Annotated in this window: 25 protein-coding genes and 2 pseudogenes; 10 read left to right on the forward strand and 17 right to left on the reverse strand. The window is 70.5% G+C overall.

Translation table 11 applies throughout. From position 1 onward, the window contains the following. Window positions 1-23: 23 nt before the first annotated feature. The 5 genes from AB0L25_RS20845 to AB0L25_RS20865 all read right to left on the reverse strand — a co-directional run bounded on the left by AB0L25_RS20845 (window position 24) and on the right by AB0L25_RS20865 (window position 4,498). Window positions 24-359, reverse strand: a complete 336-nt coding sequence (locus AB0L25_RS20845) for a hypothetical protein (protein WP_500174281.1) — start codon at window positions 357-359, stop codon at window positions 24-26. Next, on the reverse strand, window positions 356-1,624 hold the full coding sequence (locus AB0L25_RS20850; RefSeq protein WP_500174282.1) for an aromatic ring-hydroxylating oxygenase subunit alpha: 1,269 nt from the start codon (window positions 1,622-1,624) through the stop codon (window positions 356-358). The genes AB0L25_RS20845 and AB0L25_RS20850 overlap by 4 nt, the downstream gene beginning before the upstream one ends. Before the next feature lie 47 nt (window positions 1,625-1,671). Continuing rightward, a complete protein-coding gene (locus AB0L25_RS20855) occupies window positions 1,672-1,995 on the reverse strand; it encodes a hypothetical protein (RefSeq protein WP_500174283.1) in 324 nt (107 codons plus the stop codon). Further along, window positions 1,979-3,259 carry an aromatic ring-hydroxylating oxygenase subunit alpha gene (locus AB0L25_RS20860; protein WP_500174284.1) on the reverse strand — a complete coding sequence of 427 codons (1,281 nt, stop codon included), beginning with the start codon at window positions 3,257-3,259 and terminating at the stop codon, window positions 1,979-1,981. Before AB0L25_RS20860 ends, AB0L25_RS20855 begins: the two co-directional genes overlap by 17 nt. A gap of 300 nt (window positions 3,260-3,559) precedes the next feature. Then, window positions 3,560-4,498: a LysR family transcriptional regulator gene (locus tag AB0L25_RS20865; protein WP_500174285.1), complete on the reverse strand. Its 939-nt coding sequence runs from the start codon at window positions 4,496-4,498 to the stop codon at window positions 3,560-3,562. Window positions 4,499-4,618: 120 nt separating this feature from the next. Here AB0L25_RS20865 and AB0L25_RS20870 point away from each other — a divergent pair, with 120 nt between their 5' ends. Further along, window positions 4,619-5,479, forward strand: coding sequence for a TIGR03620 family F420-dependent LLM class oxidoreductase (locus AB0L25_RS20870; protein WP_500174286.1), 861 nt, complete (start codon window positions 4,619-4,621; stop codon window positions 5,477-5,479). Between the two features lie 332 nt (window positions 5,480-5,811). Continuing rightward, a complete protein-coding gene (locus AB0L25_RS20875; protein WP_500174287.1) occupies window positions 5,812-6,015 on the forward strand; it encodes a cold-shock protein in 204 nt (67 codons plus the stop codon). A 635-nt stretch (window positions 6,016-6,650) separates the two neighbouring features. Here AB0L25_RS20875 and AB0L25_RS20880 read toward each other — a convergent pair. From AB0L25_RS20880 to AB0L25_RS20890, 3 genes are read right to left on the reverse strand one after another with little or no spacing between them, the layout of a single operon-like run. Beyond that, a complete protein-coding gene (locus AB0L25_RS20880) occupies window positions 6,651-7,412 on the reverse strand; it encodes an ABC transporter permease (RefSeq protein WP_500174288.1) in 762 nt (253 codons plus the stop codon). Between the two features lie 26 nt (window positions 7,413-7,438). Beyond that, the gene (locus AB0L25_RS20885; RefSeq protein WP_500174289.1) at window positions 7,439-9,001 is read right to left on the reverse strand and encodes a DUF1349 domain-containing protein; all 1,563 of its coding nucleotides are present in this window, start codon (window positions 8,999-9,001) and stop codon (window positions 7,439-7,441) included. Beyond that, a complete protein-coding gene (locus AB0L25_RS20890; protein WP_500174290.1) occupies window positions 8,998-9,915 on the reverse strand; it encodes an ATP-binding cassette domain-containing protein in 918 nt (305 codons plus the stop codon). The genes AB0L25_RS20885 and AB0L25_RS20890 overlap by 4 nt, the downstream gene beginning before the upstream one ends. A gap of 150 nt (window positions 9,916-10,065) precedes the next feature. Between AB0L25_RS20890 and AB0L25_RS20895 the strand changes: the two genes are divergently transcribed. Then, the gene (locus tag AB0L25_RS20895) at window positions 10,066-11,181 is read left to right on the forward strand and encodes a sensor histidine kinase (RefSeq protein WP_500174291.1); all 1,116 of its coding nucleotides are present in this window, start codon (window positions 10,066-10,068) and stop codon (window positions 11,179-11,181) included. After that, the gene (locus AB0L25_RS20900; RefSeq protein ID WP_500174292.1) at window positions 11,178-11,867 is read left to right on the forward strand and encodes a response regulator transcription factor; all 690 of its coding nucleotides are present in this window, start codon (window positions 11,178-11,180) and stop codon (window positions 11,865-11,867) included. The genes AB0L25_RS20895 and AB0L25_RS20900 overlap by 4 nt, the downstream gene beginning before the upstream one ends. A 92-nt stretch (window positions 11,868-11,959) precedes the next feature. Here the strand turns inward: AB0L25_RS20900 and AB0L25_RS20905 are convergent, their stop codons facing one another. Continuing rightward, window positions 11,960-12,343: a winged helix-turn-helix transcriptional regulator gene (locus AB0L25_RS20905; RefSeq protein ID WP_500174293.1), complete on the reverse strand. Its 384-nt coding sequence runs from the start codon at window positions 12,341-12,343 to the stop codon at window positions 11,960-11,962. A 131-nt stretch (window positions 12,344-12,474) separates the two neighbouring features. Here AB0L25_RS20905 and AB0L25_RS20910 point away from each other — a divergent pair, with 131 nt between their 5' ends. After that, window positions 12,475-12,933 carry a nuclear transport factor 2 family protein gene (locus tag AB0L25_RS20910; protein WP_500174294.1) on the forward strand — a complete coding sequence of 153 codons (459 nt, stop codon included), beginning with the start codon at window positions 12,475-12,477 and terminating at the stop codon, window positions 12,931-12,933. A 58-nt stretch (window positions 12,934-12,991) separates the two neighbouring features. Here the strand turns inward: AB0L25_RS20910 and AB0L25_RS20915 are convergent, their stop codons facing one another. Together AB0L25_RS20915 and AB0L25_RS20920 are read right to left on the reverse strand one after the other, a co-directional pair. Continuing rightward, window positions 12,992-14,233 carry an FAD-dependent oxidoreductase gene (locus AB0L25_RS20915; RefSeq protein WP_500174295.1) on the reverse strand — a complete coding sequence of 414 codons (1,242 nt, stop codon included), beginning with the start codon at window positions 14,231-14,233 and terminating at the stop codon, window positions 12,992-12,994. Between the two features lie 67 nt (window positions 14,234-14,300). Continuing rightward, window positions 14,301-14,447: a hypothetical protein gene (locus tag AB0L25_RS20920; protein ID WP_500174296.1), complete on the reverse strand. Its 147-nt coding sequence runs from the start codon at window positions 14,445-14,447 to the stop codon at window positions 14,301-14,303. Between the two features lie 180 nt (window positions 14,448-14,627). On the opposite strand from AB0L25_RS20920, the gene AB0L25_RS20925 reads away from it, so the two are divergent. Next, a complete protein-coding gene (locus AB0L25_RS20925) occupies window positions 14,628-15,296 on the forward strand; it encodes a TetR/AcrR family transcriptional regulator (protein ID WP_500174297.1) in 669 nt (222 codons plus the stop codon). Between the two features lie 20 nt (window positions 15,297-15,316). Here AB0L25_RS20925 and AB0L25_RS20930 read toward each other — a convergent pair whose 3' ends face one another. From AB0L25_RS20930 to AB0L25_RS20950, 5 genes and pseudogenes are all read right to left on the reverse strand, one after another. Further along, on the reverse strand, window positions 15,317-15,625 hold the full coding sequence (locus tag AB0L25_RS20930; protein ID WP_500174298.1) for an antibiotic biosynthesis monooxygenase family protein: 309 nt from the start codon (window positions 15,623-15,625) through the stop codon (window positions 15,317-15,319). Beyond that, window positions 15,622-16,416, reverse strand: a complete 795-nt coding sequence (locus AB0L25_RS20935) for an enoyl-CoA hydratase/isomerase family protein (protein ID WP_500174326.1) — start codon at window positions 16,414-16,416, stop codon at window positions 15,622-15,624. Before AB0L25_RS20935 ends, AB0L25_RS20930 begins: the two co-directional genes overlap by 4 nt. After that, a complete protein-coding gene (locus AB0L25_RS20940) occupies window positions 16,413-16,886 on the reverse strand; it encodes a nuclear transport factor 2 family protein (protein ID WP_500174327.1) in 474 nt (157 codons plus the stop codon). Before AB0L25_RS20940 ends, AB0L25_RS20935 begins: the two co-directional genes overlap by 4 nt. Window positions 16,887-17,004: 118 nt before the next feature. Beyond that, window positions 17,005-18,219, reverse strand: a pseudogene (locus AB0L25_RS20945) (aldehyde dehydrogenase family protein); the annotation flags it as partial. Between the two features lie 314 nt (window positions 18,220-18,533). Continuing rightward, entirely contained in the window at window positions 18,534-18,995 is a 462-nt protein-coding gene (locus tag AB0L25_RS20950) for a helix-turn-helix domain-containing protein (RefSeq protein ID WP_500174299.1), read from the reverse strand. A gap of 71 nt (window positions 18,996-19,066) precedes the next feature. Here AB0L25_RS20950 and AB0L25_RS20955 point away from each other — a divergent pair, with 71 nt between their 5' ends. Genes AB0L25_RS20955 through AB0L25_RS20965 form a run of 3 tightly spaced genes read left to right on the forward strand, consistent with a single transcriptional unit; the run spans window position 19,067 to window position 22,866 of the window. Further along, the gene (locus tag AB0L25_RS20955; RefSeq protein WP_500174300.1) at window positions 19,067-20,800 is read left to right on the forward strand and encodes an ABC transporter ATP-binding protein; all 1,734 of its coding nucleotides are present in this window, start codon (window positions 19,067-19,069) and stop codon (window positions 20,798-20,800) included. Beyond that, window positions 20,797-22,539 (forward strand): ABC transporter ATP-binding protein, encoded by a 1,743-nt coding sequence (locus tag AB0L25_RS20960; RefSeq protein WP_500174301.1) that lies wholly within the window; start codon window positions 20,797-20,799, stop codon window positions 22,537-22,539. Before AB0L25_RS20955 ends, AB0L25_RS20960 begins: the two co-directional genes overlap by 4 nt. Window positions 22,540-22,557: 18 nt before the next feature. After that, window positions 22,558-22,866 carry a family 43 glycosylhydrolase gene (locus AB0L25_RS20965; RefSeq protein WP_500174302.1) on the forward strand — a complete coding sequence of 103 codons (309 nt, stop codon included), beginning with the start codon at window positions 22,558-22,560 and terminating at the stop codon, window positions 22,864-22,866. 253 nt (window positions 22,867-23,119) lie between these two features. Here AB0L25_RS20965 and AB0L25_RS20970 read toward each other — a convergent pair whose 3' ends face one another. Beyond that, a complete protein-coding gene (locus AB0L25_RS20970) occupies window positions 23,120-24,070 on the reverse strand; it encodes an alpha/beta hydrolase (protein WP_500174303.1) in 951 nt (316 codons plus the stop codon). 755 nt (window positions 24,071-24,825) lie between these two features. Here AB0L25_RS20970 and AB0L25_RS20975 point away from each other — a divergent pair. Next, window positions 24,826-25,083, forward strand: a pseudogene (locus AB0L25_RS20975) (transposase); the annotation flags it as partial. Window positions 25,084-25,169: the final 86 nt, after the last annotated feature.

The following is a 25,169-nucleotide window of genomic DNA, read 5'->3' on the forward strand; positions in this document are numbered from 1 at the left end:
CGGCGCGCCCAGGGGGCCGTGCGTCAGGGCGCGGGGTCGCCGACGCGGTGGATCTGGGCGTCGGCGCCGTTGACGACCTGGGGCTGGTGCCAGATCTCGACGCACATCGCGACCATGATGGTCGAGTGGACGAGCTGGAGCAGGCGGCGGGCCTGCTCGGGCATGTCGTCGAGGGGGAACCCGTCGCAGTGGTCGAGGGCGTCCCGGAGCCGCGGGAAAGCGGCGTCGTAGAACGCCTGCAGTTCGGGCATCGTGCTGGACATGCGCCGTTCCCAGCGTTCGGACTCGGTCGCCAGGCACCAGGTCTCGGCGAAGGGTTCGAGGTCGGAGAACTCGGGGGGAAGCAGCGTGGCCGTCATCGGGGCAGCCCTCCCAGGTTGGACCAGTGGTCGTCGACCCAGTCGCCGACCGCCTTGTGGAAGTGGCGTACCAGCAGTTCCTGGTCGTTGAGGGGGAAGTCGTTCTCCACCGCCCGCGACTCGAGTCCCTGCTGGGTGCCGACGAGCATGCCGGCGTCCTGGAGCGCGAACTCCTTGAACATCACGACGGCGCACTCCTGCGCGGCGCGGTCGCTGGCGTTCTGCGCCGGAGGGAAGTAGAGCGTGCCCTCGTACCGGTGGGTGTTATGGGAGGTGGGCCAGTACGTGTACACCATGTACCAGCCGCTCGCCCAGATCAGGATCTCCATGTTCGGGAAGATCTGGAAGTTGTCGGTGACCCACTGATCGACCTTGCCGGGGTTGGTGCCGGGCAGGTCGGTGCCGAGGTCGGGCTCGTTCCAGGGGCCGAACAGGCCGCTGCGGGTCGCGATCTCGATCGGGTACTGGTAGTCGGCGGGCCACAGCCGGCGCGGGGCGCTGGAGACGCTGACCATCCGGTGCGGGCCGTCCAGCTGGTAGTGCGGCGCCTCGAACCCGGTGACCTTGGGACGTGCGGCGGGCGTCGCCTCCTGGCTGTGCAGGACGGGCACGTGGTAGTACTCCTGGAAGGCGTCCAGGAAGATCTTCCAGTTGCAGCCGACGTCGGCGCGGAACGCGTACCGGTCGGTCATCCGCTCGAACGGGTAGCCCTCGAGCGGCGTGATCATCGGGCCGAGGAACTCCCGCAGCGACTGCGGCGGCTCGTCGGCGAGGTTGACGAACACGAACCCCGCCCACACGTCGCAGTGCACCGGCTTCAGCCCGAAGTCCGACTTGTCGAGGTCGAAGAACTCCTCTTCCTGCTGGACGAACGTCAGTTCGCCGTCCAGCCCGTAGCGCCAACCGTGGTACTTGCAGGTGAACTGGCGGCAGGTTCCGGACGTCTCCTCGCCGGGGTAGTCGTTCCACACCAGCTTGTTGCCACGGTGCCGGCAGACGTTCTGGAAGGCCCGCACCCGCCCCTTCAGGTCGCGCACCACGATGATCGAGGTGTCGGCGACCTCGATCTCCTTGGTGAAGTAGCGTCCGTTGCGCGGCACGTCCTCGACGCGGCCGACGTTCAGCCACGTCCGCTTGAAGATCGCCTCGCGCTCGGCCTCGTAGAACGCCGGGGAGATGCAGTCCTCGTAGGAGACCACCCCTGTGCCGAGGTCGGGGTAGTGCTCGGTCCAGCTGCCCTCTGCCGGTTTCGGGTAAAGCGCCATGTCCGTCCTCCAACGACGGGTGTTGCGAGCATCGGTGACCGTGGACGTCAGACCACGGGTTCGACGACCAGGTCCAGGTAGGCGGCGCCGGAGTCGGGGACCCGGGGCTGCTTCCACACCTCGACGGGGAACGACGCCATGATCAGACCCTGCATGAGGTGCATCAGCGTGCGGGCGTCGTCGGGCAGGTCGTCCCACGGGTGCCCGTCGATGTGGGCGATGGCGTCCTCCAGCCTGGGGAAGGCCGCGTCGTAGAACGCCTGCATCTCCTCCATGGAACTGGCGAGCCGCTTCGCGTACAGCTCGGGTTCGGTCGGCAGCGCCCAGTCCGCGTACGGCTCCAGGTCGGCGAACTCAGCGGGCAGCGGCATTCCGGGCCTCCTCGCCTCGGTGCTCCGCGACCCGCTCGCGCGCCACCCTGTGCAGGTGGCGGAGCAGGATCTCCTGGTCGTTCACCGGGAACTCGGTGACGGCACGGCTGTTCAGCATGGTCTGCGTGGCTTCGAGGGTGTTGCCGTCCTGGAGGGCGTACTCCTTGAACGTCAGCGTCGCCAGCTCCTGCCCCAGCCGCTCGCGGGCGTTCCTCGGCGGGACGAAGTACAGGTTCGCCTCGAAGACGTGCCGGTCGACGGCCGTCGGCCAGTAGTTGTAGGTCAGGTACCAGCCGGGGGCCCAGACCAGCAGCATGAAGTTCGGGAAGATGATGAACGAGTCGGTGCCCCACGACTTGTGCCGCGACGGGTTGATCGCGGGAGGCAGCGGGTCGAGGCCCTCGATGGCCGGCCGGTCCCAGGGCCCGAACAGGCCGCTGCGCAGCGCCCGCTCGATCGGCTTCACCATCGACGGGTCCTTCGGCGGCGCCATCCCGCCCCACGACGACACCATCGAGTGCGGGCCGAACAGCTCGTAGTGCAGCGCCTCGAACCCGGTGTTCGCCAGCTTGTCCGCCTCGCTCTTCACCGCCTGCTTCTGGTGCAGGATCGGCGCGTGGTAGAACTCGGCGAACGCGTCGATGAACAGCTTCCAGTTGCTGCCCACCTCGGCCCGGTAGGAGTACACCTCGGTCATCTCGTGGAAGGGATAGCCCTCCAGGCCCTTGCCGACCTCGCCCAGGTGCTCCAGCAGGCTCTCCTGCGGGTCGAGGTTGACGAAGACGAACCCCTCCCAGACGTCGCAGGCGACCTCCTTGAGCCCGTACCGGGACTTGTCGAGGTCGAAGAACTCCTCTTCCTGCTGGACGAACGTCAGTTCGCCGTCCAGCCCGTACCGCCACGCGTGGTACTTGCAGGTGAACTGCCGGCAGGTGCCCGCCGACTCCTCGCCCGGGTAGTCGTTCCACACCAGCTTGTTGCCGCGGTGCCGGCACACGTTGTGGAACGCCCGGACCTTCTTGTCCTTGCCGCGCACGATGATCAGCGACGTCCCGACGACCGCCAGCTCCTTGGTGAAGTAGCTGCCCACCTTCGGGACGCGTTCGACGCGGCCGACGTTCAGCCACGACCGTCTGAAGATCGCTTCCTTCTCCTCCTCGAAGAAGGCCGGATCGATGGAGTCGCGGTAGTCCACCGGACCGGTGCCGAGCTCCGGATAGTTCTCGGTCCAGGAACCCGCGGCGGGTTTCGGGAAGTAGGCCACCGTTCTCACCCTTCGTGTCATCGGGAGGCGCCGAGCCGTCCGCGGACGCGCCGACGGTGCTCGGCGGGCGAGATCGTCAGCGGTCGCCCGCCGCTCGGGCTCGGGTGCCGAGCAGAGCCGACGGCGGAGGCGGAACCCTTTCCGTCCGGCCGGTCCCGGAAAGTCTTCAGGCCCCCGCCGCAAGCGCGGCTCGGAGTGAGTCCCATCATGAACGCCAATGAGGGGCCCGGTGAAATAGAAGTTCGTGATGCCTCTATGCGCGGGCCGTATGTCGGCGTCGACGTCGACCGGCGGCGGTGATCAGGCGTAGAACGGGCTCGGCTGGACCGATCGCCACCTGCCGTCCGTCACCGCGAGGTGAACCTGGTCCATCAGCGAGCGGGCGACGACCTGGGCGGCGAGAGGCAGGCGCACGCCCCGCGGCGTGGCCAGGACGACCGAGCGGCGGACCTCGGGTTCGCACAGCGGTGCCGCGGAGAGCAGCCCCTGGGCGACGTCGTCGGCGGCCCCCACGCCGGGCAGGATCGTCCAGCCGTGCCCCGCCTGGACGAGCCGCTTCTGCACCCGCAGCGAGTTCGTCTGAACGGCGACGTCCAGTTCGGCCCCCGCCTGCCCGGCGGCCCGGTCGATCAGCGCCCGCAGTGCGTGCCCCGCCGCCGGCAGGACGAGCCGATGTTCCGCGACCTCGGCGAACGGGACGGGCCGGTCCTCCCGCAGTTCGTCCGCTGCGGGCGCGACGGCCCACAGCCCCTCGCGGAGGAGCGGATTGGTGTGCAGGGACTGTGAGTTGTCCATGTTGTACAGCAGCGTCAGGTCGAGGTCCTCGTTGTCGAGCCATTGCTGCAGGTGCCCGGAGTAGGCGGTGACGAGCCGCAATTCGATTCCGGGGTGTTCGGCGGCGATGGCCGACACCAGCGGCTCGGCCAGCAGGTCGGTCACGCTCTCCAGCAGGCCGACCGTCACGATGCCCGACACCGAGACGGGCGTCGGCTGGATCTCGGCCCGGGCCCGCTCCAGCTCGTGCAGGGCGCGGCGGGCGCGGTACACCATGTGGGCCCCCGCCTCGGTGGGCCGCATGCCCTGCCGCGTCCGCTCGAACAGCGGCATGCCGACTTCCTGCTCCAGAGTGCGGATCTGCCGGGTGACCGCGGGCTGCACCAGGTGCAGGATCTCCGCGGCACGCGTGACGCTGCCCACCTCGGCCACCGTGACGAGCGCCCTGAGCTGCTTCAGGTCCATCGGGCGTTCCTCCGATTCACTCCTGGCATGGCCACATCAAAGATTGCTATTTCGTTTGCTCTCGCATCATTGTCCATGATGGATTCGGAGTGTCCGCGCCGTCGGATGAGGGAGACATCGGTGGAACTGTTCGGAGTGGGCGTGTGGAGTCCCCATCTGCGGTACGGCGACCCGGTCGAGGCGGCGGAGGCGGCCGCCGAACTCGAACAACTGGGCTTCAGCGCGCTGTGGATCCCGGACGCCGGGGGACCGGTCTTCGACACCGTCGATCATCTCCTCACCGCGACCCGCCGGACGACCGTCGCGACGGGCGTCCTGAACCTGTGGATGCACGCGCCCGCCGACGTCGCCGCCTCCTGCGACGCGCTCGCCTCCGCCCATGGCGAGCGGTTCATGCTGGGCATCGGAGTGAGCCATGCCCCCCGCGTCGAGGCCGCGCGGGCCGGTCCGTACCGCAAGCCCCTGGCCGCGATGGGCGCCTTCCTGGACGAGCTCGACGGTGCGGCGCCGCCGGTGCCCGCCGAGAGCCGGGTGCTGGCCGCCCTCGGACCGAAGATGTCCCAGCTCGGGGTGGAGCGGGCCCGCGGCGTCCATACCTACCTGGTCACACCCGCCCACACCCGGCGAGCACGCGAAACCCTGGGCGACGGCCCGCTCGTCCTCCCCGAACAAACCGTGATCCTTTGCCCGGACGCGGACGAGGCACGAGCGATCGGGGTCGACTGGCTGCGCCGCTACCTCGCACTGCCCAACTACGCGGCCAACCTGCTGCGCCTGGGCTTCGAGCCCGACGACCTGGAACGCGTGAGCGACCGCCTCTTCGACGCCCTCATCGCCTGGGGAGACGAGAAGGCGATCATGAAACGGGTCGATGAGCATCGCGCGGCCGGTGCCGATCACGTCTGCCTGCAGGTGCTGACAGCGGAGCCGAAGATCTTCCCGCGCGAGGAATGGCGCCGCCTCGCGGCCGCGCTCTGCTAGTCGCCGGTGCGATGCTGGAAAGGCGGGCTGGAGGTCTGCAAGCTCACGACGAGAGACCCGCCCGCACGCGAATCGGGACCAAGAACCCGTTCCTGAGCGGGCCTGACCCGCCCAAGACCGCCACCACACTGGCCGGAGTCGCCGCCGTGGTGTACGGTGGGCGGTAATGGTTGTAGTCGAGTTTTGCGAACGTGGAAACGCCCGCGGAGTTCCGACAGCGGAGCTTCAGCAGCGGGCGTTTCGTCATTTGGGGGCCACTCCAGACGGGCGTACGGCCAGCAGCCCGGATCGACGCGGCCGCGTCGATCCGCACCCGTCCGAAGGAGACACCCATGACTCAGGGAACCGTGAAGTGGTTCAACCCCGACAAGGGATTCGGGTTCATCGCGCCCGATGACGGCTCCGCCGACATCTTCGTTCACCAGTCGGTGATCGAGAGCGACGGCTTCCGTACCCTCGAAGAGGCCCAGAAGGTGGAGTTCACCTCCATCCGCGGCCCCAAGGGCATGCAGGCCGACCTGGTCCGCGCGCTCTAACAACGCGCCGAGAACAGATCGCCGACGGGCAGGTCCGCGCAAGCGGGCCTGCCCGTCGGCGTGACCAGGCGAAAAACCCCGACCGGGCTGGTCGATCAGGACAATGACACTGGGCCACGTACGCGAGCGCGGGTAGTGGCTGCGGCCAGCGTCGGGTTCAGCCACATCTCCATGAAGGTGATGACCCGGGCTTCGGACATCGGCGGGCATCGTCAGACGGCTACCGGGTTCGCGCTCAGCATGGGCACGCCCGCCGGTCGCCGACGACTCTTCCGCCCTCGCCCACAGTCCGTGATCCAGCACCACATCGCCACGAACCCGTCCGGCCCGAGCGTGCGGTGAACCCCGGGGCCGATACCAGGACCAGGCGGTCGGTGGGCAGGTCGTCGTGCTTGGCGCGCATGTGTGGCCGAGAGTGAAGTGTGGCCCCGGTGATCAGGGCGCCGGCGGCGTAGCCGATGTCGCGCCGGAAGCGGTAGGTGCCCAGGGCGTTGGCGCGCCAGGTGGGGTGGGCGTGGTCGGACACCGAGGCGATGAGGGCGGGGTAGACCATGGCGGTGCCGATTCCGAGGGCCACCGCTGACAGGACGCCGGCCAGCACCTGGTGGTCGGGTCCATGGAGGCGACGGCGCCTGTCATGCATCGCGTTTCCGTAGCAGCAGGCCGCCGACCAGAAGGGCCCCTAGGGTCCAGGCGGTCAGCACGCCTAGGCCTTCCCAGGGGGAGAGCGGGAGAGCGGCGAGGTCGGTGGTCGCCTGGATGGCGAGTCCGGCGTTCATGGGGGAGACCTGCCACAGCAGGCGTTGCCAGTCGTCGTTGGAGATCAGGAGGATGAGGGCGGGGAAGAGGTAGAGCAGCCCTAGGACGACTGCGATGGCGATGGCGGAGTCTCGTACGGCGGTGGCGACGCCCAGGCTGAGCAGGGCGATGAGCGTCAGGTACAGGATCGAGCCGATGGCGGCACGGAGCATGGGGCCGCTGGTGAGAACGAGAGGCTCGGGTGGGAACCCGTTGTGGAGCAGGATGGGGCGGGTGACCAGGACGGAGACGAGCACGGCGATGCTCGCGGTGCCCAGGGTCACGGCGGCCAGAATGATCGATTTGGCGGCCAGCACGCCGGTCCGGTTCGGCATGGCCGTCAGGGTGAGGCGGATCATGCCCGTGCCGTACTCGCCGCTGATCGCCAGGGCGGCCAGGACGGCGACGAGGGACTGGCCGGCCTGCACGCCGAAGAGGCTGATCTCGGCGGGGTCGTAGCCGCAGGCCTCGGTACCGCATGAGACGAGGGCGGAGGCGGCGCAGCCTGTGAGGACGGTCAGCGCGATGATCGCGAGGAGCAGCCGACCGGTGGCCCTCAGGGTGCGCAGCTTCGTCCACTCGGCGTGCAGGATCGCCATCGCCGGGTGTGCGGGCGAGTGATGCCTCATGCGTCTACCCGACGGAGCCGGAAGGCGGCAAGGCCGACGGCGAGGGCGGCGTAAGCGGCGAGCACGGCGAGCCCTGCCAAGGGTGGCAGCGGGTAGAACCCGGCTATGGGCGAGTAGTGGGCGAGCACCTGGGGGTATTCCGGGATGCTCTGCTGGACGGCGAAGCCGGCCGCCGGGGTGACGCTCAGCAGCCATCGGGCCGCGCCGTCGGGCAGGATCGAGGTGGTCGCCACGACGTGCGGCACCACGATCGTCGCGATGGCGGTGATGACGGCCGCGATGCCGCGGCGCAGCAACGCGCCGAAGGCCAGGGCCAGCACTGCGGCCAGCGCGAACAGCACCGCCATGCCGACCACGATGCGTACCTGTGTGAGCAGGGGCGCGGGGAGGACGGCGTTGCCGTTGCCGCGCAGAATCCTCCCGCCGACCACGAAGGTGACCGTGGTGGCGGGCAGCGCGACCGCGAAGACGACCAGGCCGAGCGCGAGGGCTTTGGCCGCCAGTGTCCGGCCGCGCCGGGGACCGGCCAGCAGAGTGGTCCGGATCAGGTCGTGCCGGTACTCGGCGGTGATGAACATGACCGCGACGACGATCACCAGGATCAACCCGGTCAGCGCGCCGGCGAGCGGGGCTTCGCCCTTCAAGCCCTCCGTGGCGGGCGCGATGTCGCCGACACCGCTCACGGCGACGACGCCGTCGGACCGGACGGCGCGGCCCGGATGGTGCGGCGCCCCGTCGGGCCCGATCGTGACGCCGATGTCGTCGTCGCGCCAGGTCTCCGGCGCGTTGCCCGTCACGGTGACCCGGTCGAACGTACCGGTGGTCTCGGTGAAGCGTTCCGCGGCGATGGTCCCGCCGAGGTCCCCCTGCGTGACGGTCAGGTCGCCCGGGGAGGTCGCGAACATGCCGATCTGGACACTACGCGGCAGCCCGGTCAGGGATGCCGTGCCGATCCGGGTCCACGTGCGGCCGTCGGCGGACTCGAACCCTGTGAGCGTGTCGCCGGAGCGGGTCAGCCGCAGCCACAGCGGCGACCGCTCGGAGACGTCACGGTGCCGACCGGCCAGGTCGTGGGTGAAGTTGTACTGCATGCGCACGCCGTGCTCGCCGGTCATCATCACCGCCGCGTACGGTGCGCCCTGCCGGGTGCTCTCTTTGATCATGACGCCGGCCTTGGCCCACGGAACCACTCCGGACACCACGTTCCGTTCGCCTGCATCGGCGCTGGGCTTGCGAATCCGGCCGGTCATGGAGGTGAGGCGTACGGTGATGCCGCCGTCCCCGGTCAGCGTGCGGTGCGAGAAGTAGAACTTGTCATTCACCGCCTCGCCGGTCGGTGCCGTCGGAGGCGGCGGGCAGGCGACCGCGACGGGGCCGGCGCCGCATGAGGAGTGACTCCCGGATGCCGAGAGCAGCCCGAGCCCCACGGTGACCAGTACCCCCGCGATGGTGGCGGCCACCCAGCCGCGTACCGTTCTGAACTTGGTCCACTCGGCATGCAGGAGCCTGCCGAACTCGACTCCGGCATTGCTTTCTCTCTCGCGCCGGACGGTGCTCATCGTGCCGCTCCCCGGTACTCGACGGCGTTGCCGGTGAGGTCCATGTAGGCCTGCTCCAGCGTCGCCCGGTGCGTCGCCACCTCGGAGAGGGGAACCGCGGCGGCGGTGAGAACGGCCACGATCCGCTCGGCGGGCAGGCCGGTGACGACGAGGGTGTTCTGATCGGCAGGCTGCACGGTGGCACCGGCGCGGCCCAGCACCGGCGTCGCCGCGGCGGGCTCGGGCGTCCGAAGCGTGACCCGGCCGCGGGAGGCCGCCGCGATCAGTTCGGTCACACCGGTATCGGCGATGACGCGGCCCCTGCCCACCACCACCAGATGGTCGGCGGTGCCCTCCAGTTCCCGCATCAGATGGCTGGACAGCAGCACGGCGCGCCCTTCATCGGCCAGGGACCGCAGCAGGTGGCGCATCCAGACGATTCCTTCAGGGTCGAGACCGTTGACCGGCTCGTCCAGGATCAGCACGGGCGGGTCGCCGAGGAGAGCGGCGGCGATGCCGAGCCGTTGACGCATGCCCAGGGAGAAGCCGCCCGCTTTGCGCCGGGCCACCGGCCGCATCCCGACCTGATCGAGCACCTCGTCCACCCGTCCGGCCGGCAGGCCCTGGGAATGGGCCAGCCACAGCAGGTGGTCGCGTGCGGTGCGACTCGGCTGCAGCGCCCCGGCATCCAGTAGCGCCCCCACATGGCGCAGCGGCGCACGCAGTCTCGCGTACGGCCGCCCGCCGATCAGCGCATGGCCCTCGTCGGCCGCGTCGAGCCCGAGGATCACCCGCATCGTGGTGGACTTGCCCGCCCCGTTCGGGCCCACCAACCCGGTGACCCGGCCGGCCCGGACAGCGAACGACATGCCGTCCAGCGCCGTGGTCGAACCGAACCGCTTGCACAGCCCGTCGACTTCAATGATTTCTTGCATGCGATCGGTTGTACGGACCCGTGCCTAAAACGGGGCGAACGAAGGCTGTCACATCGTTGTTAGGATCGGCGCGGCATCCTTGGAGCCATGAGAACCTGGCGACGCCGAAGGCACACCGTACGAATGCGCCTCACCGTCCTATACGGGGGAATGTTCCTGCTGTCGGCCGTCGGGCTGCTGGTCATCATCAACGCCGTGGGCCTGAGCGGGAGGCGGATCAGCCAGTCCGCGTCCACCGCCGCACCTGCGGCCGAGCCGACCACGTTGACCGCCGCGATCCACCGCATCGCATCGCTGCAGGCCCGGCTGTCCGACGCCCAAGCCGCGCAGTCGCGCCAGCTTCTGATCGCCTCGGCGGTGGCGCTCGCGGTCATGGGCCTGGTAGCGATCGTGCAGGGCCGGGTCGTCGCGGGCCGGGTGCTGCGCCCACTGCAGGCGATCACCACGACGACCCGCCGGATCACCGCCGACAACCTGAACGAGCGACTGGCCCTGTCGGGCCCGGGCGACGAGGTCAAGGATCTCGCCGACACCATCGACGATCTGCTGGAACGGCTGGAGAACTCCTTCTCCGCACAACGCCGGTTCGTGGCCGACGCCTCCCACGAACTGCGCACTCCGCTGGCCACGATGAGGGCTTCGCTGGACGTGGCCTTGGCCAAGCCCGAGCCCGTCCCCGCGCAGACCACCGCACTGGCCGTCCGGCTCCGTAACGAGCTCGACCAGGTCGACCGCCTCCTGGAAGGACTCCTCTCACTCGCCCGGGCGCAGCACGCCACTCTGGCCGACCGTACGAGGCTCGCGCTCGGACGTCTGGCGGCCGAGGCGCTGGACGCCAGGGCCACCGCCATCGCGGCCAAGGGCCTGACCATCGACTCCACGGGCCTTGCCGGCGGCGCGTGGACGCGGGGAGATGGGACGCTCCTGGCGCGCATGGTCGACAACGTGGTCGACAACGCCGTCCTCCACAACGAAGACGGCGGCTGGATCCGGCTCGCCGCCACCACCGATGACGCGACGGCCGAACTCGTCGTGGAGACCGGCGGACGCGTCCTCGCCCAGGAGGAGGTCGATCGGCTGGCGATGCCGTTCCAGCGGCTCGCCGCCGACCGCACCGGTTCCGCCGACGGCTCCGGGCTGGGCTTGTCCATCGTCGCAGCGGTCGCCGCGGTGCACGGCGGCGTCCTGCACCTGCGAGCCCGGCCGGAAGGGGGCCTCACCGTCGCCATCGCACTGCCCTCGGCCGAGTTCGAGGTGGCGGCGTGAGGGTGCTCGTGGTCGAGGACGCTCGTTCCCTGGCCGACGTACTGGCCGAGGGGCTGAGCGATCAGGGCATGGCCGTGGACGTGGCCTACGACGGCCTGGAGGCCGCGGCCAAGCTCGATCTGAACGCCTACGAGGTGATCGTCCTCGACCGGGACCTGCCCGGCATCCACGGCGACGCGCTCTGTCAAATGATCACAGATCGCGATGACCGGGCCATGGTCATCATGCTCACCGCCGCCGATTCACCGGTCGACCGGGTCACGGGCCTGACTCTGGGAGCCGATGACTACCTGGCCAAACCGTTCCACTTCCCCGAACTGGTGCTGCGCATCCGCTCCCTGGCCCGCCGCCGCCCCTCCGCACGGCCCCGGACATTGCGCGCGGCGGGCATCGAGCTCGACCCCGCGCGCCGCACCGCCACCCGCGACGGCCGCCACCTGGACCTGTCGGTCAAGGAATTCGCGCTGCTCGAAGCCCTCCTTCACGCTGCTCCAGCCTTCCTCAGCACCGAGGACCTGCTCGAACAGGTGTGGGACGAGCACGCCAATCCGATGACGAACACCGTCACGGTCACCATCGGCCGCCTCCGCCGCAAACTGGGAGGCCCACCGATCATCACGACCAGACCCGGAGCCGGATACCGGATCACGCCGCCCCCCGCCACGCCACCCTGCGCCGAGGGCTGATCCGATGATCCGGCGACCCGGATCGAGTTACCGGCGGCTCGGGTGCTTGGAGACCGTGGACTGGGCCGGCCCCGGCTCGCGTTGGTCGTTGCCTACTGTGACCGAGGGGCTGTGGTGGTCGAGCCCCACTCCCACAGCGCCTGCAGGACCGGTGCGAGGGCGCTGCCGCGTTCGGTGAGGGCGTAGCGCACTCTTGGTGGCCAGCCCGGCTGGCGGTGCCGGTCGAGGGCGCCGGCCTCGACCAGTTGGGTCAGCCGGTCGGTGAGGACCTTGTCCGAGAGCGCGGGTAGGGCCTGTGCGAGCTGGCTGAAGCTGCGCGGGCCGTGCAGCAGTTCGAGGATGACCAGGGCGGTCCACCGTCCGCGTATCGCGGCGAGGGTGATCTCTACCGGGCACGACGGGGAGGGCTCGACCACCGGGCCCGGGCAGCTGTGCAGGAACTCGGTCGCTGTGTAGCTGACCGTTTGGTGAGCCACGGAGGGCCTCCTTAGCGTTGTCGGCACATCCCAGCGTGCCAGGGCCGGGAGCCGGCCCGGACATCGGTGCGGCATGCCCGTACCACCGGCCAGGCGACCCATCCGAGCGGAGGAGCGACGTGGTGCAACCCATGGAGAAGATAGCGATCGCGGAAGTGGTGACTCGGCTCTTTCATGCGCTGGACGCGCATGATTGGCAAACGATCGGCGCACTGGCGACCGATTCTGTTGATCTTGATTACCCGTCGAAACAGGGTGGCCCGGAACGGGTGTCCGCAGACGATTTCGTGTCGGGCCTGCAGAGTTTCCTCCCTGGTTTCGATGCCACGCAACACCTGCTGGGTCCGGTCGTCGTCGAACTGGGCGAGGAACCCGAGGCGACGGCGCGGTTCGACGCCCGTGTCACACACCTGATCATCGAAGCCGCCGATGCCCCTATCTGGGTGATCGGCTGTCACTACACCCTTGGCCTCGCACGGCGAGACGGTGGGTGGAAACTGTGTTCCTCCCGTGTCCGGGTGGTGTACGAGGAGGGCAACCGCGACCTGGAAGCCGCAGCGCGTCAACGGGCGCAGCCATCGTCGCTCTAGGGGCCTCGCAGAACCTGACGGGAGCAGCGCGCGTACCCGATCCGGCCCCTGCTGGGGATCAGGCGGGCCGCTCGCGAGCGGCGGTGAAGGCGTTCTCGGCCGCGTCGATCTCGGCGATCTGCTTGAGGATCTCGCCGGGGGAGGATTCGCCGACGACCTTCTGCAGCAGGGGAGTGCGGTCGAGGATCAGGTCGCGTACCGCTCGCAGGGGTCGCGGTGCGTGGTGGAAGACCTGGCCGAGGATGTACGCCTGCTGGGACCGGCGGGCGGTGTGCGGTTTGCGCGGCTCCTCGAACGCCTGGAGCGCGGTTCGTACCGCGGTGTGGTCGGACAGGTCCACGCCGGCGAGGCGGCGGCCCAGGAAGTAGCCGTCCTCGGTGGCCATGCCGGCGCCGTAGGCGGCGTAGGGGGAGGTGGAGTGAGCGGCGTCGCCGACGAGGGTGACACGGCCCTTGGACCACTGCTTGAGCGGTTTGCGGTCGCGCAGGACCCAGCGCTGGACGTGCGCCGGGTCGGTCGCGGCGATGAGGCGCGGCAGTGGTGCGGCGAAGCCCTCGGCGAGGCCGGTGGCGGTGGCGTGCAGGTCGCCGGTGAACTCGGTGCGGGCGTCGTGGGCGGTGAGCATCCACCATTGGAAACCGTGGCGGCCCTTGTTCCGGATGGAGGTCCAGCTTCCCTGGACGGTGCGGTTGTGGGAGATGATGCACAGGCCCGGCTCGGCGTCCAGGTCGTCCGCGAAGGTGTATCCGCCGAAGATGTGCAGGTTGTGCTCTCGTTTGGGGGTGTCGCCCCACAGGGTGCGGCGGACCATGGAGTCGATGCCGTCGGCGCCGACCAGCACGTCGGCTTCGAGGACGTCGCCGTCGTCCAGGTGGACCCGTACGCCGGCCTCATCCTGCTCGAAGCGTTCCACATGCCGGTTGACCTGGAGCATTCCCGCGGGGAGCGCGGCAAGCAGGCGTTCGTAGAGTTCCGGGCGTAGCAGGCCGATGAATCCGCCGCCGTAGTCGCGGACGACGTCGTCGGGCAGGTGGACGGTCGCGCGGCGGCGGCCGTCGACCCGGCGGAACTCGGAGTGGCAGGGCGCGCCCAGGTCGTCGATGTCCACGCCCATCAGGCCGAGCGTCTTGATGGGCGGGGGCCACAGGTTGAGGATGTTCCCGGCCGGCCGTGCCTGCGGGTAACGCTCCAGGAGCGTCACCTCGTGGCCTGCCTGGTGGACCGAGAGCGCGGTGGCCATGCCGGCGGGGCCGGCGCCGATGACGACGACGCGTCCGCGTCTGCCGGAGGCGGCGTTCATGATGTTCTCCTCGGGTGGGTGGGACGGGCTGTGGCCGGGAGCAAGCCGATGGGGCGGGCGGGAAGCCTCACCCGGCGGGGGACGCCTCGTAGACGATCATCGAGGGCTGGCCCTGCACCAGGCCGGGCACCCGGGCCAGGAACGTCGTCGCGCGTCGCCTCCGCCACCGCGCGGGCGGCCGCCAGCAGCTTCTCGCGGCGTCCGGGCAGCGCACGGGCCTTGCCGGTCACGATCAACATGTTCGTTCTCCAGAGCCGTCGGGCGTGCATCTGTGATCACTCAACGTAAAACCGTAGCGTGCACTACGTTTTGAGGATGATGTAGTCCAGGTCACGTCGCTGTCAAGGGGGCGGGTTCGCGAACCTCGGGCGGCCGAGCGGCGAGAATGTCCTTCATGAGCCCGCAGAACTCCTCGTCCGCCGACCTGTCGATCCGGCCGCCGCTCCAGGAACGCAGTCGCCAGGCGTGGGCGCGTGTGCTGGACGCCGGCGTGGCGATCATCGAGGAGGGCGGCCTGGAGGCGTTCACCATCGCCGCCGTCTGCGAGCGCGCCCAGGTCGCGCCGCGCGCGATCTACGCTCGTGCCGACACCAAGGACGCCCTCTTCCTCGCCGTCTACGAGCACGGCCTGGCCCGGGTGGAGGCCGACCAGGCCGTTCTCACCGACACCGAACGGTGGGCGGGCTCACCGGCGGAGGCGGTGGTGCGCGGGGCGGTCGAGGAAACGGCCCGGATCTTCGCCCGGCATGACCGTTTCCTGAAGGCGATCGTGCTCATCTCCGGAGCCCACCCCGAGGTGCAGCGGCGAGGCGGCGCCAGCACACGGAGGCTCGGCGACCAGTTCACCTCGCTCGTTCTGGCTCACCGGGACCACATCACGCACGACGACCCTGAGAGTGCCGTGCGCACCTGCTTCAACACCACCTTCGCGGCTCTGGTCGTCCGGGTCGCCTACGGTCCCGGGTTCACCGCCCCCGAGACCGATTACGCCACGTTCACCGCCCAACTCGGGGACGTGGCCGTGCGCTACCTGCTCGGTGGCGAGCCGCCCGCCGCAGGCTGACCGCGGCGGCGTGCACAGGCTCAGCCGAGGTGGTCGAGGTCCGCGCTCGCCTCGTAGTGGGTGACGGCGGGAGCCGTCGCGAAGAACTCGCCCACGGTCGCGCGCCACTCCTGGAAGAGCGGTGAATCGCGGAAGCCGATGGTGTGGGCTTCGAGGGAGTCCCAGCCGACCAGCAGCAGGTAGGTGCCGGGGTTCTCGACCTGGCGGACGAGCCGGGCCCAGCGGTAGCCGGTGGCCTGCGCGATGACCCGGTGGCCGCGGGCGAAGGCCTCCTCGAACTCCTCCTCGCGGCCGGGGACGATGCCGAGTTCGGCGTGTTCGACGATCACGACGTTGCTCCAGATGCTCGGTGGGCTTCGCTGAATCGCGGTGGGCGCTTCTCGAGGAACGCGGCCACCCCTTCGGCGTGCTCGGGGCCGCGGGCGGCGATGCCCTGGGCGTCCGCCTCGGCCGCGAGGACGTCGGACGCGGGTGCGTGCGCGGCGAGGCGGAAGACCCGCTTGGTGAGGGCGAGCGCCGTCGCGGGACCGGCGGCCAGCGCTTCGGCGCGCGCCTGGGCTTCGGCGGCCAGGTCGGCGGCGGGGACGACCGCGTTGATCAGGCCGAGGTCGAGCGCCCGCCGGGCGTCCAGAGGGCGTCCGGACGCGGCGAGCTCGTAGGCGCGGGCATGGCCGAGCGCGCGGACCAGGACGCCGGACAGGCCGGTGTCGGGGACCAGGCCGACCTTGCCGAAGGCGCAGGTGAAGCGGGCTTCTTCGGCCGCGACGACCAGGTCGCAGACCAGGGCGAGTCCCATCCCGGCGCCGAAGGCGAGGCCGTTGACCGCGGCGATCACCGGCGTGCCCATGCCGGTGATCGCGGTGACGAGCGGGTTGTAGGTGTCGCGGACGGTCGCGCCGGCGTCGTCGAGTTCGTGCCGGGCGGCGAGGTCCTGCCCGGCGCAGAACGCGCGTCCCGTGCCGGTGAGGACGATGGCCCGGACGGACGGGTCCTCACCGGCCCTCGTCAATGCCTCCAGGAGCGCACGGCGGGTGGTCTCGTCCAGGGCGTTGAGCCGGTCGGGACGGGCCAGGACGATCCACTCGACCGCGCCCTTCCGGTCGACGGTGACGGTGTTCATCGGGAGTCCTCCTCGGCGGGCGTGTGGACGGCACTGCGCTCGGCGCCGTGCCCGGAGTAGCCGCGCTCGGCGTAGGGGAAGCCGTCGAGTTCGGTGTCGCGGTCGTCGAGCTGGCGGTAGTAGGAGCGGATCTCGCCGATGCGGCCGTCGAGGGTGAAGGCGAACCATTCGGCGCCCCGTGTCGCCACCCGGCGGCCGGAGCCCTGCGGCGTCCAGAACATCGTCCATTCGATGACGGCCTCGGAGGCGCCGTCGAGGATGTGGTCGACGATCCAGACGGCGTCGATGAGTCGGTGCACCTTGCGCCAGTAGCGGGCCAGGTGCTCGCCGCCGTGCACCGCGGCGGAGCCGGGGTTGGGGGCGAGGAACCAGTGGACGACGTCGTCGGCGAGCGTGGCGCGCATCAGCGGGACGTCTCCGGTGCTGCAGCCGTCGTAGTAGCGGGCGATGGTCTCCAGGTGGCCGGTCATCGCTGGATCGCCTTCGTCTCGACGAACTCGTCGATGCCGTGGTGGCCGAACTCGCGGCCGATGCCGACCTCTTGTAGCCGCCGAACGGCGCGGCGGGGTTGAAGGCGGCGCCGTTGACGTCGACCTGCCCGGTGCGGATGCGGCGGGCGACGGCCAGCGCGTGCTCCTCGTCGGCGCTCCACACGCCCCCGGCCAGGCCGTAGGGGCTGTCGTTGGCGATGGCGACGGCCTCGTCCTCGCCGTCGAAGGGGATGATCGTCAGGACCGGGCCGAAGATCTCCTCCTGGGCGATGCGGGAGGCGTTGTCGACGCCGGCGAAGATCGTCGGCCGCACATAGAAGCCGTCCGGCAGGCCGTCGGGCGGGGTGTCGCCGCCGAGGACGAGCGTGCCGCCTTCGCGTCGGCCGAGCCGGATGTAGTCGAGGACGGTGTCGCGCTGCCGTGCGGAGGCCAGGGGGCCGAGGCGGGTGGACGGGTCGAGCGGGTGGCCGACGGTGAGCCGTTCGGCCGCGGCGCGGGCGAGGTCGACGGCCTCGTCGTGACATTCGCGCGGGACGAGCATGCGGGTCCACGCCGAGCAGGTCTGCCCGGAGTTGAGGAAGGCGTTGCCGACTCCCGTCTTCACGGCGCGGCCGAGGTCGGCGTCGGGGAGGACGATGTTGGCGGACTTGCCGCCGAGTTCCAGCGACACGCGGGTGATGTTCGCGGCGGCCGCCCGCATGATCGTCGTGCCGACCGCGGTGGAGCCGGTGAAGGAGACCGCGTCCACGCCCGGGTGGCCCGCGAGCGCCTCGCCGACCCGCGAGCCCGGGCCGGGCACGAGGTTGAACAGTCCGGCGGGCAGTCCGAGACGGTCCGCGACCTCGGCGAACGCGTCGGCGAACGCGAAGGCGGAGAGCGGGGCGACCTCGGCGGGCTTGGCCACCACGGCGCATCCGGCGGCGATCGCGCCGCCGACCTTGGCGACGAGCTGGTGCAGCGGGTAGTTCCACGGCGTGATCGCGGCGACGACGCCCACGGGCTCGCGCACGAGGAGGGAGTTGCCGGTCTCGCTCTCCCACGCGTAGGCCGAGACCGTGTCGGCGAAGGCGTTCAGCACGGAGACCGGAAGACCGACCTGGATCCGCTGGGAGATCTTCAGCGGGGTGCCGACCTCCAGGCTGACGACCCGCGCGATGGCGTCCTGCCGCTCGACGAGTGCGGCGGCCAGGGCGCGCAGCGCCTCGGCCCGCTCGGCGGGCCCGCTCCCCGCCCACGCGTCGGCGGCGGGACGGGCGGCGGCGACCGCGGCGTCGACGTCGGCGGGTCCGGCCTCCCGGACGTGTCCGAGCACGCCGCCGGTCGCGGAGTTAGAGAGGCCGGCGGCGCCTGAACACCACCTGCCCGGACATTCCCCGCAGCCGCGGACTTACCTGCCCGAGGTCATGTTGGAGGTGAGAGGTGCTGGGAGCCGCAGTTGGTGAATGCGTTCCCCGCCGTCCGCACCAGAACGATGAACGGCGGTGACGCCGCTCAATCCGGCTCGCCGCCGCCGTTGGCCGGTCGGTTGCTGCAAGCGATCCCTAGGGGTAGGCGCCGACGGTGATCCGGCCACCGTCCACATCGCCGCCATCAACGAATGGCTCTGATCGACTTTGAAACAGGACACTAGGCGCCCCCGGGCCGTCCGTTGGGCGGGGCGGGGGCGGTGCGCGGCCGGAGGAGCGAGGCCAGGTCGTCGAGGACGTCCTTGACGTGCTGGATCTCGGCCGGGTCGGTGCTTCCGATGGCGGCCGCGACGGCGCCGTCGATCTCGGCGGGCGGAGGCGTGCGCGCCTGCCGCCGCGCCTCTTCGGTCGGGCGGACGAGCGTCCGGCGGCGATCTCGTGGGTCGGTGACGGTTTCGAGAACTCCGCTGTCGCGGAGGCGGGCCACGCACGAGGAGACCTGGCTCTGCGGGAAACGGACCCGGCCGGTGATGTCGGATATGGAGCTTTCCGGGTTCTCGAACACGTCGAAGAGGACCGCGCGCGCCGGGGCGCTGAGCTTGGTGAACTCGATGTCCGGCATGGCCTGTTCGCCGAGCTTCATCAGCCTGCGGCCCAGTTGGAAGAGTGCGAACGCGTCCATCGCGCCAGGTTACAACGAAAGAGATGCATCTATCTTGATGTAAATGCTCCGTCCGGGTTACCCTCCCGATCGTGCTGATCCGCCTGCTGCCCACGTACCTGCGCCCGCACCGGCGGGCGCTGGGCGTCGTCATGGTCCTGCAACTCCTGCAGACCACCGCGGCGCTGCTGCTTCCCGACCTGAGCGCCGACCTGGTGGACGACGGCGTGCTGAAGGGCGACGCCGCGTTCATATGGCGGCTCGGCGGGGTCATGGCCGTGGTTGCGCTCGGCCAGCTGGTCTGCGCCGTGGGTGCCGTGGTGGTGGCGGCGCGGGTCTCGGCGGAAGTCGCCGGCGAGATGCGGGCTGCGCTGTTCTCCCGCGTCCAGGACTTCTCCGCGCACGAGGTGAGCCGGTTCGGTGCCGCCTCGCTCCTCACTCGGACGACCAACGACGTCCAGCAGATCCAGATGTTCGTGCAGATCACGCTGTCGTTCATGGTGACCGCCCCTCTCATGTGCGCGGGCGGCGTCGCCTTCGCGCTGGCGCAGGACGTCGCGCTGTCGCTGCTCCTCGTCGTGGTGGTGCCGGTCCTGGGCGGGCTGGTGATCGGGCTCCTGCGCGTGATGACGCCGCTGTCGGCCCGGCTCCAGGAGATCATCGACGCGGTCAACCGCATCATGCGCGAGCAGATCATGGGGCAGCGCGTGGTGCGGGCGTTCGTCCGGGAGGAGCACGAGCGGGAGAGGTTCGGCGACACCAACGACGCGTACACCGAGGTGTCGCTCCGCCTCGGCAACGTGATGGCGCTGCTGCACCCGGTGGTGACGGCCGTCGCCGGCGTCGCCGGCGCCGCGGTCGTGTGGTTCGGCGCGGGACGCGTGGAGGCGGGCGAGACCGGAGTGGGGGCGCTGGCGGCGTTCCTCGGCTATGTCCTGCAGATACTCGGTGCGGCGATCATGGCGACGTACCTGCTGCGGCAGTGGCCGCGTGCCGACGTGTGCGCCCGGCGCGTCCAGGAGGTCCTGGCCGCGCACAGCGGCATCGCCGAACCCGCGAGCCCGGTTCGCGCGCTCGCCGAGCCCGGGACGGTCGAGCTGCGGGGGGTCGGTTTCGGCTACCCGGGCGCGGAGGAGCCGGTGCTGAGCGGTGTCGACCTGCGGGTCGAACGCGGACAGACGGTCGCGATCATCGGCGGCACCGGCAGCGGCAAGAGCACCCTGCTCGCGCTCGTTCCGCGGCTGGCCGACGTCTCCGCGGGCACGCTCCTCGTCGGCGGGGTGGACGTGCGCGAGATGGATCCGCGCCTGCTCAGCCGGACCGTCGGCTACGTGCCGCAGCGGGCGTTCCTGTTCTCCGGCACCATCGCCTCCAACCTGCGGTTCGGCGCACCCGACGCCGATGACGGCGACCTGTGGCGGGCCCTGAAGGTCGCGCAGGCACGCGACTTCGTCGCCGCCCTGCCCGAGGGCCTGAACGCGCAGGTCACCCAGGGCGGGACCAACCTCTCGGGCGGCCAGCGCCAGCGTCTGGCGATCGCCCGCGCACTCGTCGGCGGGCCCCAGGTGTACCTGTTCGACGACGCGTTCTCCGCCCTCGACCATGCGACGGAGGTCCGTCTGCGCGCGGCGCTCGCCGCCGAGACCGCCGACGCCACGGTGATCAGCGTGGCCCAGCGGGTGAGCACCGTCCGGGACGCCGACCGCATTGTCGTCCTGGACAAGGGACGCGTCGTCGGTTCCGGGACGCACGCCGAACTGTCGGCCGCCAACCCGATCTACCGGGAGATCGTCCTGTCCCAGCGCACCGACGCGGACGCGGCGTGAACGGCGGCGTGGGCCGCCTCGGGCGGGCGATCGGCCGCGAACGGCCGGCGGTCATCGGGCTCGTCCTGTTCGGAGCGGTCAGCGTGCTGCTGTCGGCGGCCGGGCCCCTCCTGCTGGGCCGGGCCACCGACCGCATCGTGCGCGGAGTCCTGAACGGCGGCATCGACCACGCCGCCGTCGGGCGTCCGCTGCTCGCCGCGGCCGGCGTGTACGTCGTGGCCGGAGTGTGCGCCGTGGTGCAGGCACGCCTGGCGAACCTCGCGGTGCAGCGCTTCCTGCGCCGGATGCGCGACGACCTGGAGGCGAAGCTCTGGCGGATCCCGCTCGGATACTTCGACGGGCCCCGGCGAGGTGAGGTCCTCAGCCGCGCCACCAACGACGTCGACAACCTCGGCAACAGCCTCCAGCAGGCGCTCGTCCAACTCGCCATCCCGCTGTTCAGCATCGTCGCGATGCTCGCGATGATGTTCTGGGTCTCCTGGCCGCTGGCCGTCATCGCCCTGGTCACCGCACCGCTGTCGGTCCTGGTCGCGGCCCGCATGGGCGCACGCGCACGCGCCCCCTTCGCCGACCAGTGGCGCCATACCGGCACCCTCAACGGCGAGATCGAGGAGATGTACACCGGCCATGCGCTGGTCAGGGCGTTCGGCCGCCGCGACGAGGCGATGGCGGCGTTCGCCGAGAGCAACGCCGAACTCGTCCGGGCCACGCGCAGAGCGCAGGCGGTCTCCACGGCGATCCAGCCGGTCATGATGTTCGCGAGCAACCTCACGTACATCCTCATCGCCGTGGTCGGCGGCATCATGGTCACCACCGGCGGGTTGAGCGTCGGCGGCGTCCAGGCGTTCTTCCAGTACTCCCGGCAGTACAGCCAGCCCTTCTCGCAGCTCGCCAGCATGGTCGGCATGATCCAGTCCGGGCTGGCCTCGGCCGACCGGATCTTCGAGCTCCTCGACGCCCCCGAGCAGGCCCCGGACCCGGCGTCCCCGGCCTCCGCGGACGGCCCGGGCCGTGTCGCCTTCGAGAAGGTGTCCTTCGCCTACACCCCGGACCGCCCCCTGATCGACGACCTGTCACTGGTCGCCGAACCCGGCCACACCGTCGCGATCGTCGGCCCCACCGGCGCCGGCAAGACCACGCTGGTCAACCTGCTCATGCGCTTCTACGAGGTCGGCGAGGGGCGCATCACCATGGACGGGACCGACATCGCCCGGATGTCCCGCTCCGGCCTGCGGTCTCGCATCGGCATGGTCCTCCAGGACACCTGGCTGTTCGACGGCACCATCGCCGACAACATCGCCTACGGCGCCCGCGGCGCCACCCGCGAGCAGGTCGTCGCGGCCGCCGAGGCCGCCCACGCCGACCACTTCGTCCGCACCCTCCCCGACGGCTACGACACCCGCATCGACGACGACGGCGCCAACCTCAGCGCGGGAGAGAAACAGCTGCTCACCATCGCGCGCGCGTTCCTCGCCGATCCGGCCGTCCTCATCCTGGACGAGGCGACGAGCTCGGTCGACACCCGCACCGAGGCGCTCGTCCAGCGGGCCATGACCCGCCTGCGCGCCGGCCGCACCGCCTTCGTCATCGCCCACCGCCTCTCCACCGTCCGGCACGCCGACACCATCGTGGTCATGCAGGACGGCGCCATCGCCGAACAGGGCACCCACGACGACCTCCTCGCCGCCGGCGGTCCCTACGCCCGTCTCCACGCCGCGCAGTTCGCCGCCACGGCCTGACCAAGAAGAGAACAAGGCATGAGCAGCAACCCGATCATTCCCGATCCGTCTCTCTGCCGAGTAGGGGACGATCACTACCTCGTCACCTCGAGCTTCGAGTACTTTCCCGGCGTACCGATCTTCCACAGCCGTGACCTGGTTGCCTGGGAGCAGATCGGCAACGTCCTGGACCGCCCCTCCCAATTGAACGTCTCGCCCGGGCTGAAGCATGCCGGTGGCGGGATCTACGCGCCGACCCTGCGCCACCACGACGGCGTCTTCTGGATGATCACGACCAACCGTGCCGACCTGCGCAAGGGGCACCTCATCGTGCGCGTCCAGGCGTGACGATCGAGGTCCCGGCCTTCCTCGAACCGAAGAAGCGATGACCCGCTGTGCTCGTCTGAGCTGAACCGCAGACCGCCGCGGCTGCGGCGGCCGGCCGGTCCGCGGCGTCATCGTGGTTCAGCACGGCTGTCGATAGCGCTGGGCGAACCCGGCCGTCCGTCTTCCTCCGACCCGTCACCATGTCCGGGTGCCGCTCATGCATCCGGTTGGCGGAGCGGACGGTGCCCGAGCTGGAGCGAGCCCGGGCAAGCGGTCAACCGTCGAGGACGCGACGCAACCAGTCGACGCGTGCCGCGCGGGCCTGCCGGGCCAGCGGGGAGTCCGGGACGGCCGTGTCGAAACCGTGGAATCCACCGGGCCAGACGTGGAGTTCGGCGCGGCCGCCGGCCCGCCAGATCGCGGTGGCATAGGCGACGTCCTCGTCGCGAAAGGTCTCCGCGGAACCGACGTCGATGAAGGCCGGAGGCAGGCCCGACAGATCGGTGGCCATCGACGGAGAGGCGTAGGGGTCGGCGTCCATGCGGTCAGAGCCCAGGAGGGCGGACCAGCCGATCTCGTTGGCGGCGCGGTCCCACATGTCGACGCCCGCCATCTGGTGGGCGGACGGCGTGTCGTTGCGGGCATCGAGCATGGGGCAGTTCAGGAGCTGGCCCGCCAGCGCGGGACCGCCGCGGTCGCGGGCGAGCAGGGCCAGCGCCGCGGCCAGACCACCGCCCGCGCTCGCCCCCGCGACGATCAACCGGGCCGGATCGAGGCCCAGTTCCTCGACATTCGCAGCGACCCAGCGCAGGCCCGCGTAGCAGTCCTCGACCGGTGCCGGGTGCGGATGCTCAGGGGCCAGCCGGTATTCCACGGAGATCACCGCCGCGCCCACTTCGGCCGCCAGATCGAGCATCTCGGGCAGGCCCGACCGGCTGTTTCCCGAAATCATGCCGCCGCCGTGGACGTAGAACAGCCCCGGGACATTACGGCCCGCCGCGGCCGGGATGCACACCACCAGCAGGATGTCCGCGGCTCCCGCAGGGCCCGGCACATGGCGTTCCGTCACGGCGAAGGCACCGTCGCGTTCCAGGTCCTCCAACGATGGACGTGTGTAGCCGTCGATCTGCCGCGCCCGCTGGACCGGATCGGAGGAGAGCGGTGCCGCCGCCAGGCGACCGCGCATGGCTTCCACGGCCTCGCCCAACATCGGATCGAACGGCACGGGCGGTCCTACCTGGGGTGCAGTCGTCATCATCAGCTCCCGCTCTCAAAGAAGGCCCCGTCTCCACATCCGCCGTCACCCGCACCACGTCGTCCGACGGCACCCTCGGACCGTCGGTAATTCTCAGAGGGCACAGCACTGGTGCTGACAGGCGAATGCGATCGTCACCAGTTACTTTGCCGTAGTTCACGCTCGATGGGCGGTCGTCCCGTCGTAGTAGTTGGTGCCGTGCGGGCGCGGCGGAATGCCTCGGGGCGTGCTGTTTCCTCGCATCGCCTGGAACGATGAGCAGGCCCGTGTCGGCCTGGTGGACGGCTTGGTCGGTGACGTGCTGCGGCTGCTGGACCACTTGCCCGAGCAGGAACTGGGCGAGGCGGCGGTCACCGCGGTGGGCCTGCGGCCCTGGTCGCCGGGCAGAGCGTCGAACCGGCCGACGGTTCCGACGGCCGCGACGGGTACCGTCGCGGACCGGGTGATCTCGGTCGTCTATCCCAGGCCAGGCACGTGCACAAACCCGCGCCCGCCGCCAGGACGGTTTCAAGGCCCATCTGGCCGTCGAGCCCGAAACCGGCCTGTTCACCGCCGTGGCCCCTGCGGCCGGGCGCAAGTGGCTGCCCATCGTGAGGCCGTCGTCGGCTTGGACCTGCTCGCCGTCGAGCGGGCACCGGCTGTTCATCAAGCCCGCCCCGCTACGGCCCGCCGTCCCCGGCGGCTTCACCCCGGACGACTGCGTCATCGACACCACCCAGGGCACCGTGACCTGCCCCGCCGGACGCACCGCCCCGTTATCGGACACCGGCGGACGGCACCGCCAGCGCAAAGCCATGTTCGGGGAGATGTGCACCGGATGCCCCCTGCACGAGCGATGCACCAACGCCAAGGCCGGTCGGATCCTGACCATCCGCCCCCACCACGACCTCCAGGCCGAAGCCCGCCGCCAGGCGGCCGCCGATCCGGCCTGGCAGGCCGATTACCGCCGCTGGAGGCCACCGGTCGAACGCCCCGTCGCCTGGTTCGTCCACCACGGCAAACCGCCGCCTCCGCCACCGCGGCACCATCGCAGGCGACGCCTGGCTGCACACCTACATGTACCACCGCG

This window comes from Spirillospora sp. NPDC052242 (assembly GCF_040679555.1).
Classification (GTDB): domain Bacteria; phylum Actinomycetota; class Actinomycetes; order Streptosporangiales; family Streptosporangiaceae; genus Spirillospora.

Bases quoted from the DNA above. Each gene is read 5' to 3' on its own strand.
- AB0L25_RS20845 (WP_500174281.1), bottom strand. From the start codon at position 359: ATGACGGCCACGCTGCTTCCCCCCGAGTTCTCCGACCTCGAACCCTTC.
- AB0L25_RS20850 (WP_500174282.1), bottom strand. From the start codon at position 1,624: ATGGCGCTTTACCCGAAACCGGCAGAGGGCAGCTGGACCGAGCACTAC.
- AB0L25_RS20855 (WP_500174283.1), bottom strand. From the start codon at position 1,995: ATGCCGCTGCCCGCTGAGTTCGCCGACCTGGAGCCGTACGCGGACTGG.
- AB0L25_RS20865 (WP_500174285.1), bottom strand. From the start codon at position 4,498: ATGGACCTGAAGCAGCTCAGGGCGCTCGTCACGGTGGCCGAGGTGGGC.
- AB0L25_RS20875 (WP_500174287.1), top strand. From the start codon at position 5,812: ATGACTCAGGGAACCGTGAAGTGGTTCAACCCCGACAAGGGATTCGGG.
- AB0L25_RS20880 (WP_500174288.1), bottom strand. From the start codon at position 7,412: ATGGCGATCCTGCACGCCGAGTGGACGAAGCTGCGCACCCTGAGGGCC.
- AB0L25_RS20885 (WP_500174289.1), bottom strand. From the start codon at position 9,001: ATGAGCACCGTCCGGCGCGAGAGAGAAAGCAATGCCGGAGTCGAGTTC.
- AB0L25_RS20890 (WP_500174290.1), bottom strand. From the start codon at position 9,915: ATGCAAGAAATCATTGAAGTCGACGGGCTGTGCAAGCGGTTCGGTTCG.
- AB0L25_RS20895 (WP_500174291.1), top strand. From the start codon at position 10,066: ATGTTCCTGCTGTCGGCCGTCGGGCTGCTGGTCATCATCAACGCCGTG.
- AB0L25_RS20910 (WP_500174294.1), top strand. From the start codon at position 12,475: ATGGAGAAGATAGCGATCGCGGAAGTGGTGACTCGGCTCTTTCATGCG.
- AB0L25_RS20915 (WP_500174295.1), bottom strand. From the start codon at position 14,233: ATGAACGCCGCCTCCGGCAGACGCGGACGCGTCGTCGTCATCGGCGCC.
- AB0L25_RS20925 (WP_500174297.1), top strand. From the start codon at position 14,628: ATGAGCCCGCAGAACTCCTCGTCCGCCGACCTGTCGATCCGGCCGCCG.
- AB0L25_RS20935 (WP_500174326.1), bottom strand. From the start codon at position 16,416: ATGAACACCGTCACCGTCGACCGGAAGGGCGCGGTCGAGTGGATCGTC.
- AB0L25_RS20940 (WP_500174327.1), bottom strand. From the start codon at position 16,886: ATGACCGGCCACCTGGAGACCATCGCCCGCTACTACGACGGCTGCAGC.
- AB0L25_RS20950 (WP_500174299.1), bottom strand. From the start codon at position 18,995: ATGGACGCGTTCGCACTCTTCCAACTGGGCCGCAGGCTGATGAAGCTC.
- AB0L25_RS20965 (WP_500174302.1), top strand. From the start codon at position 22,558: ATGAGCAGCAACCCGATCATTCCCGATCCGTCTCTCTGCCGAGTAGGG.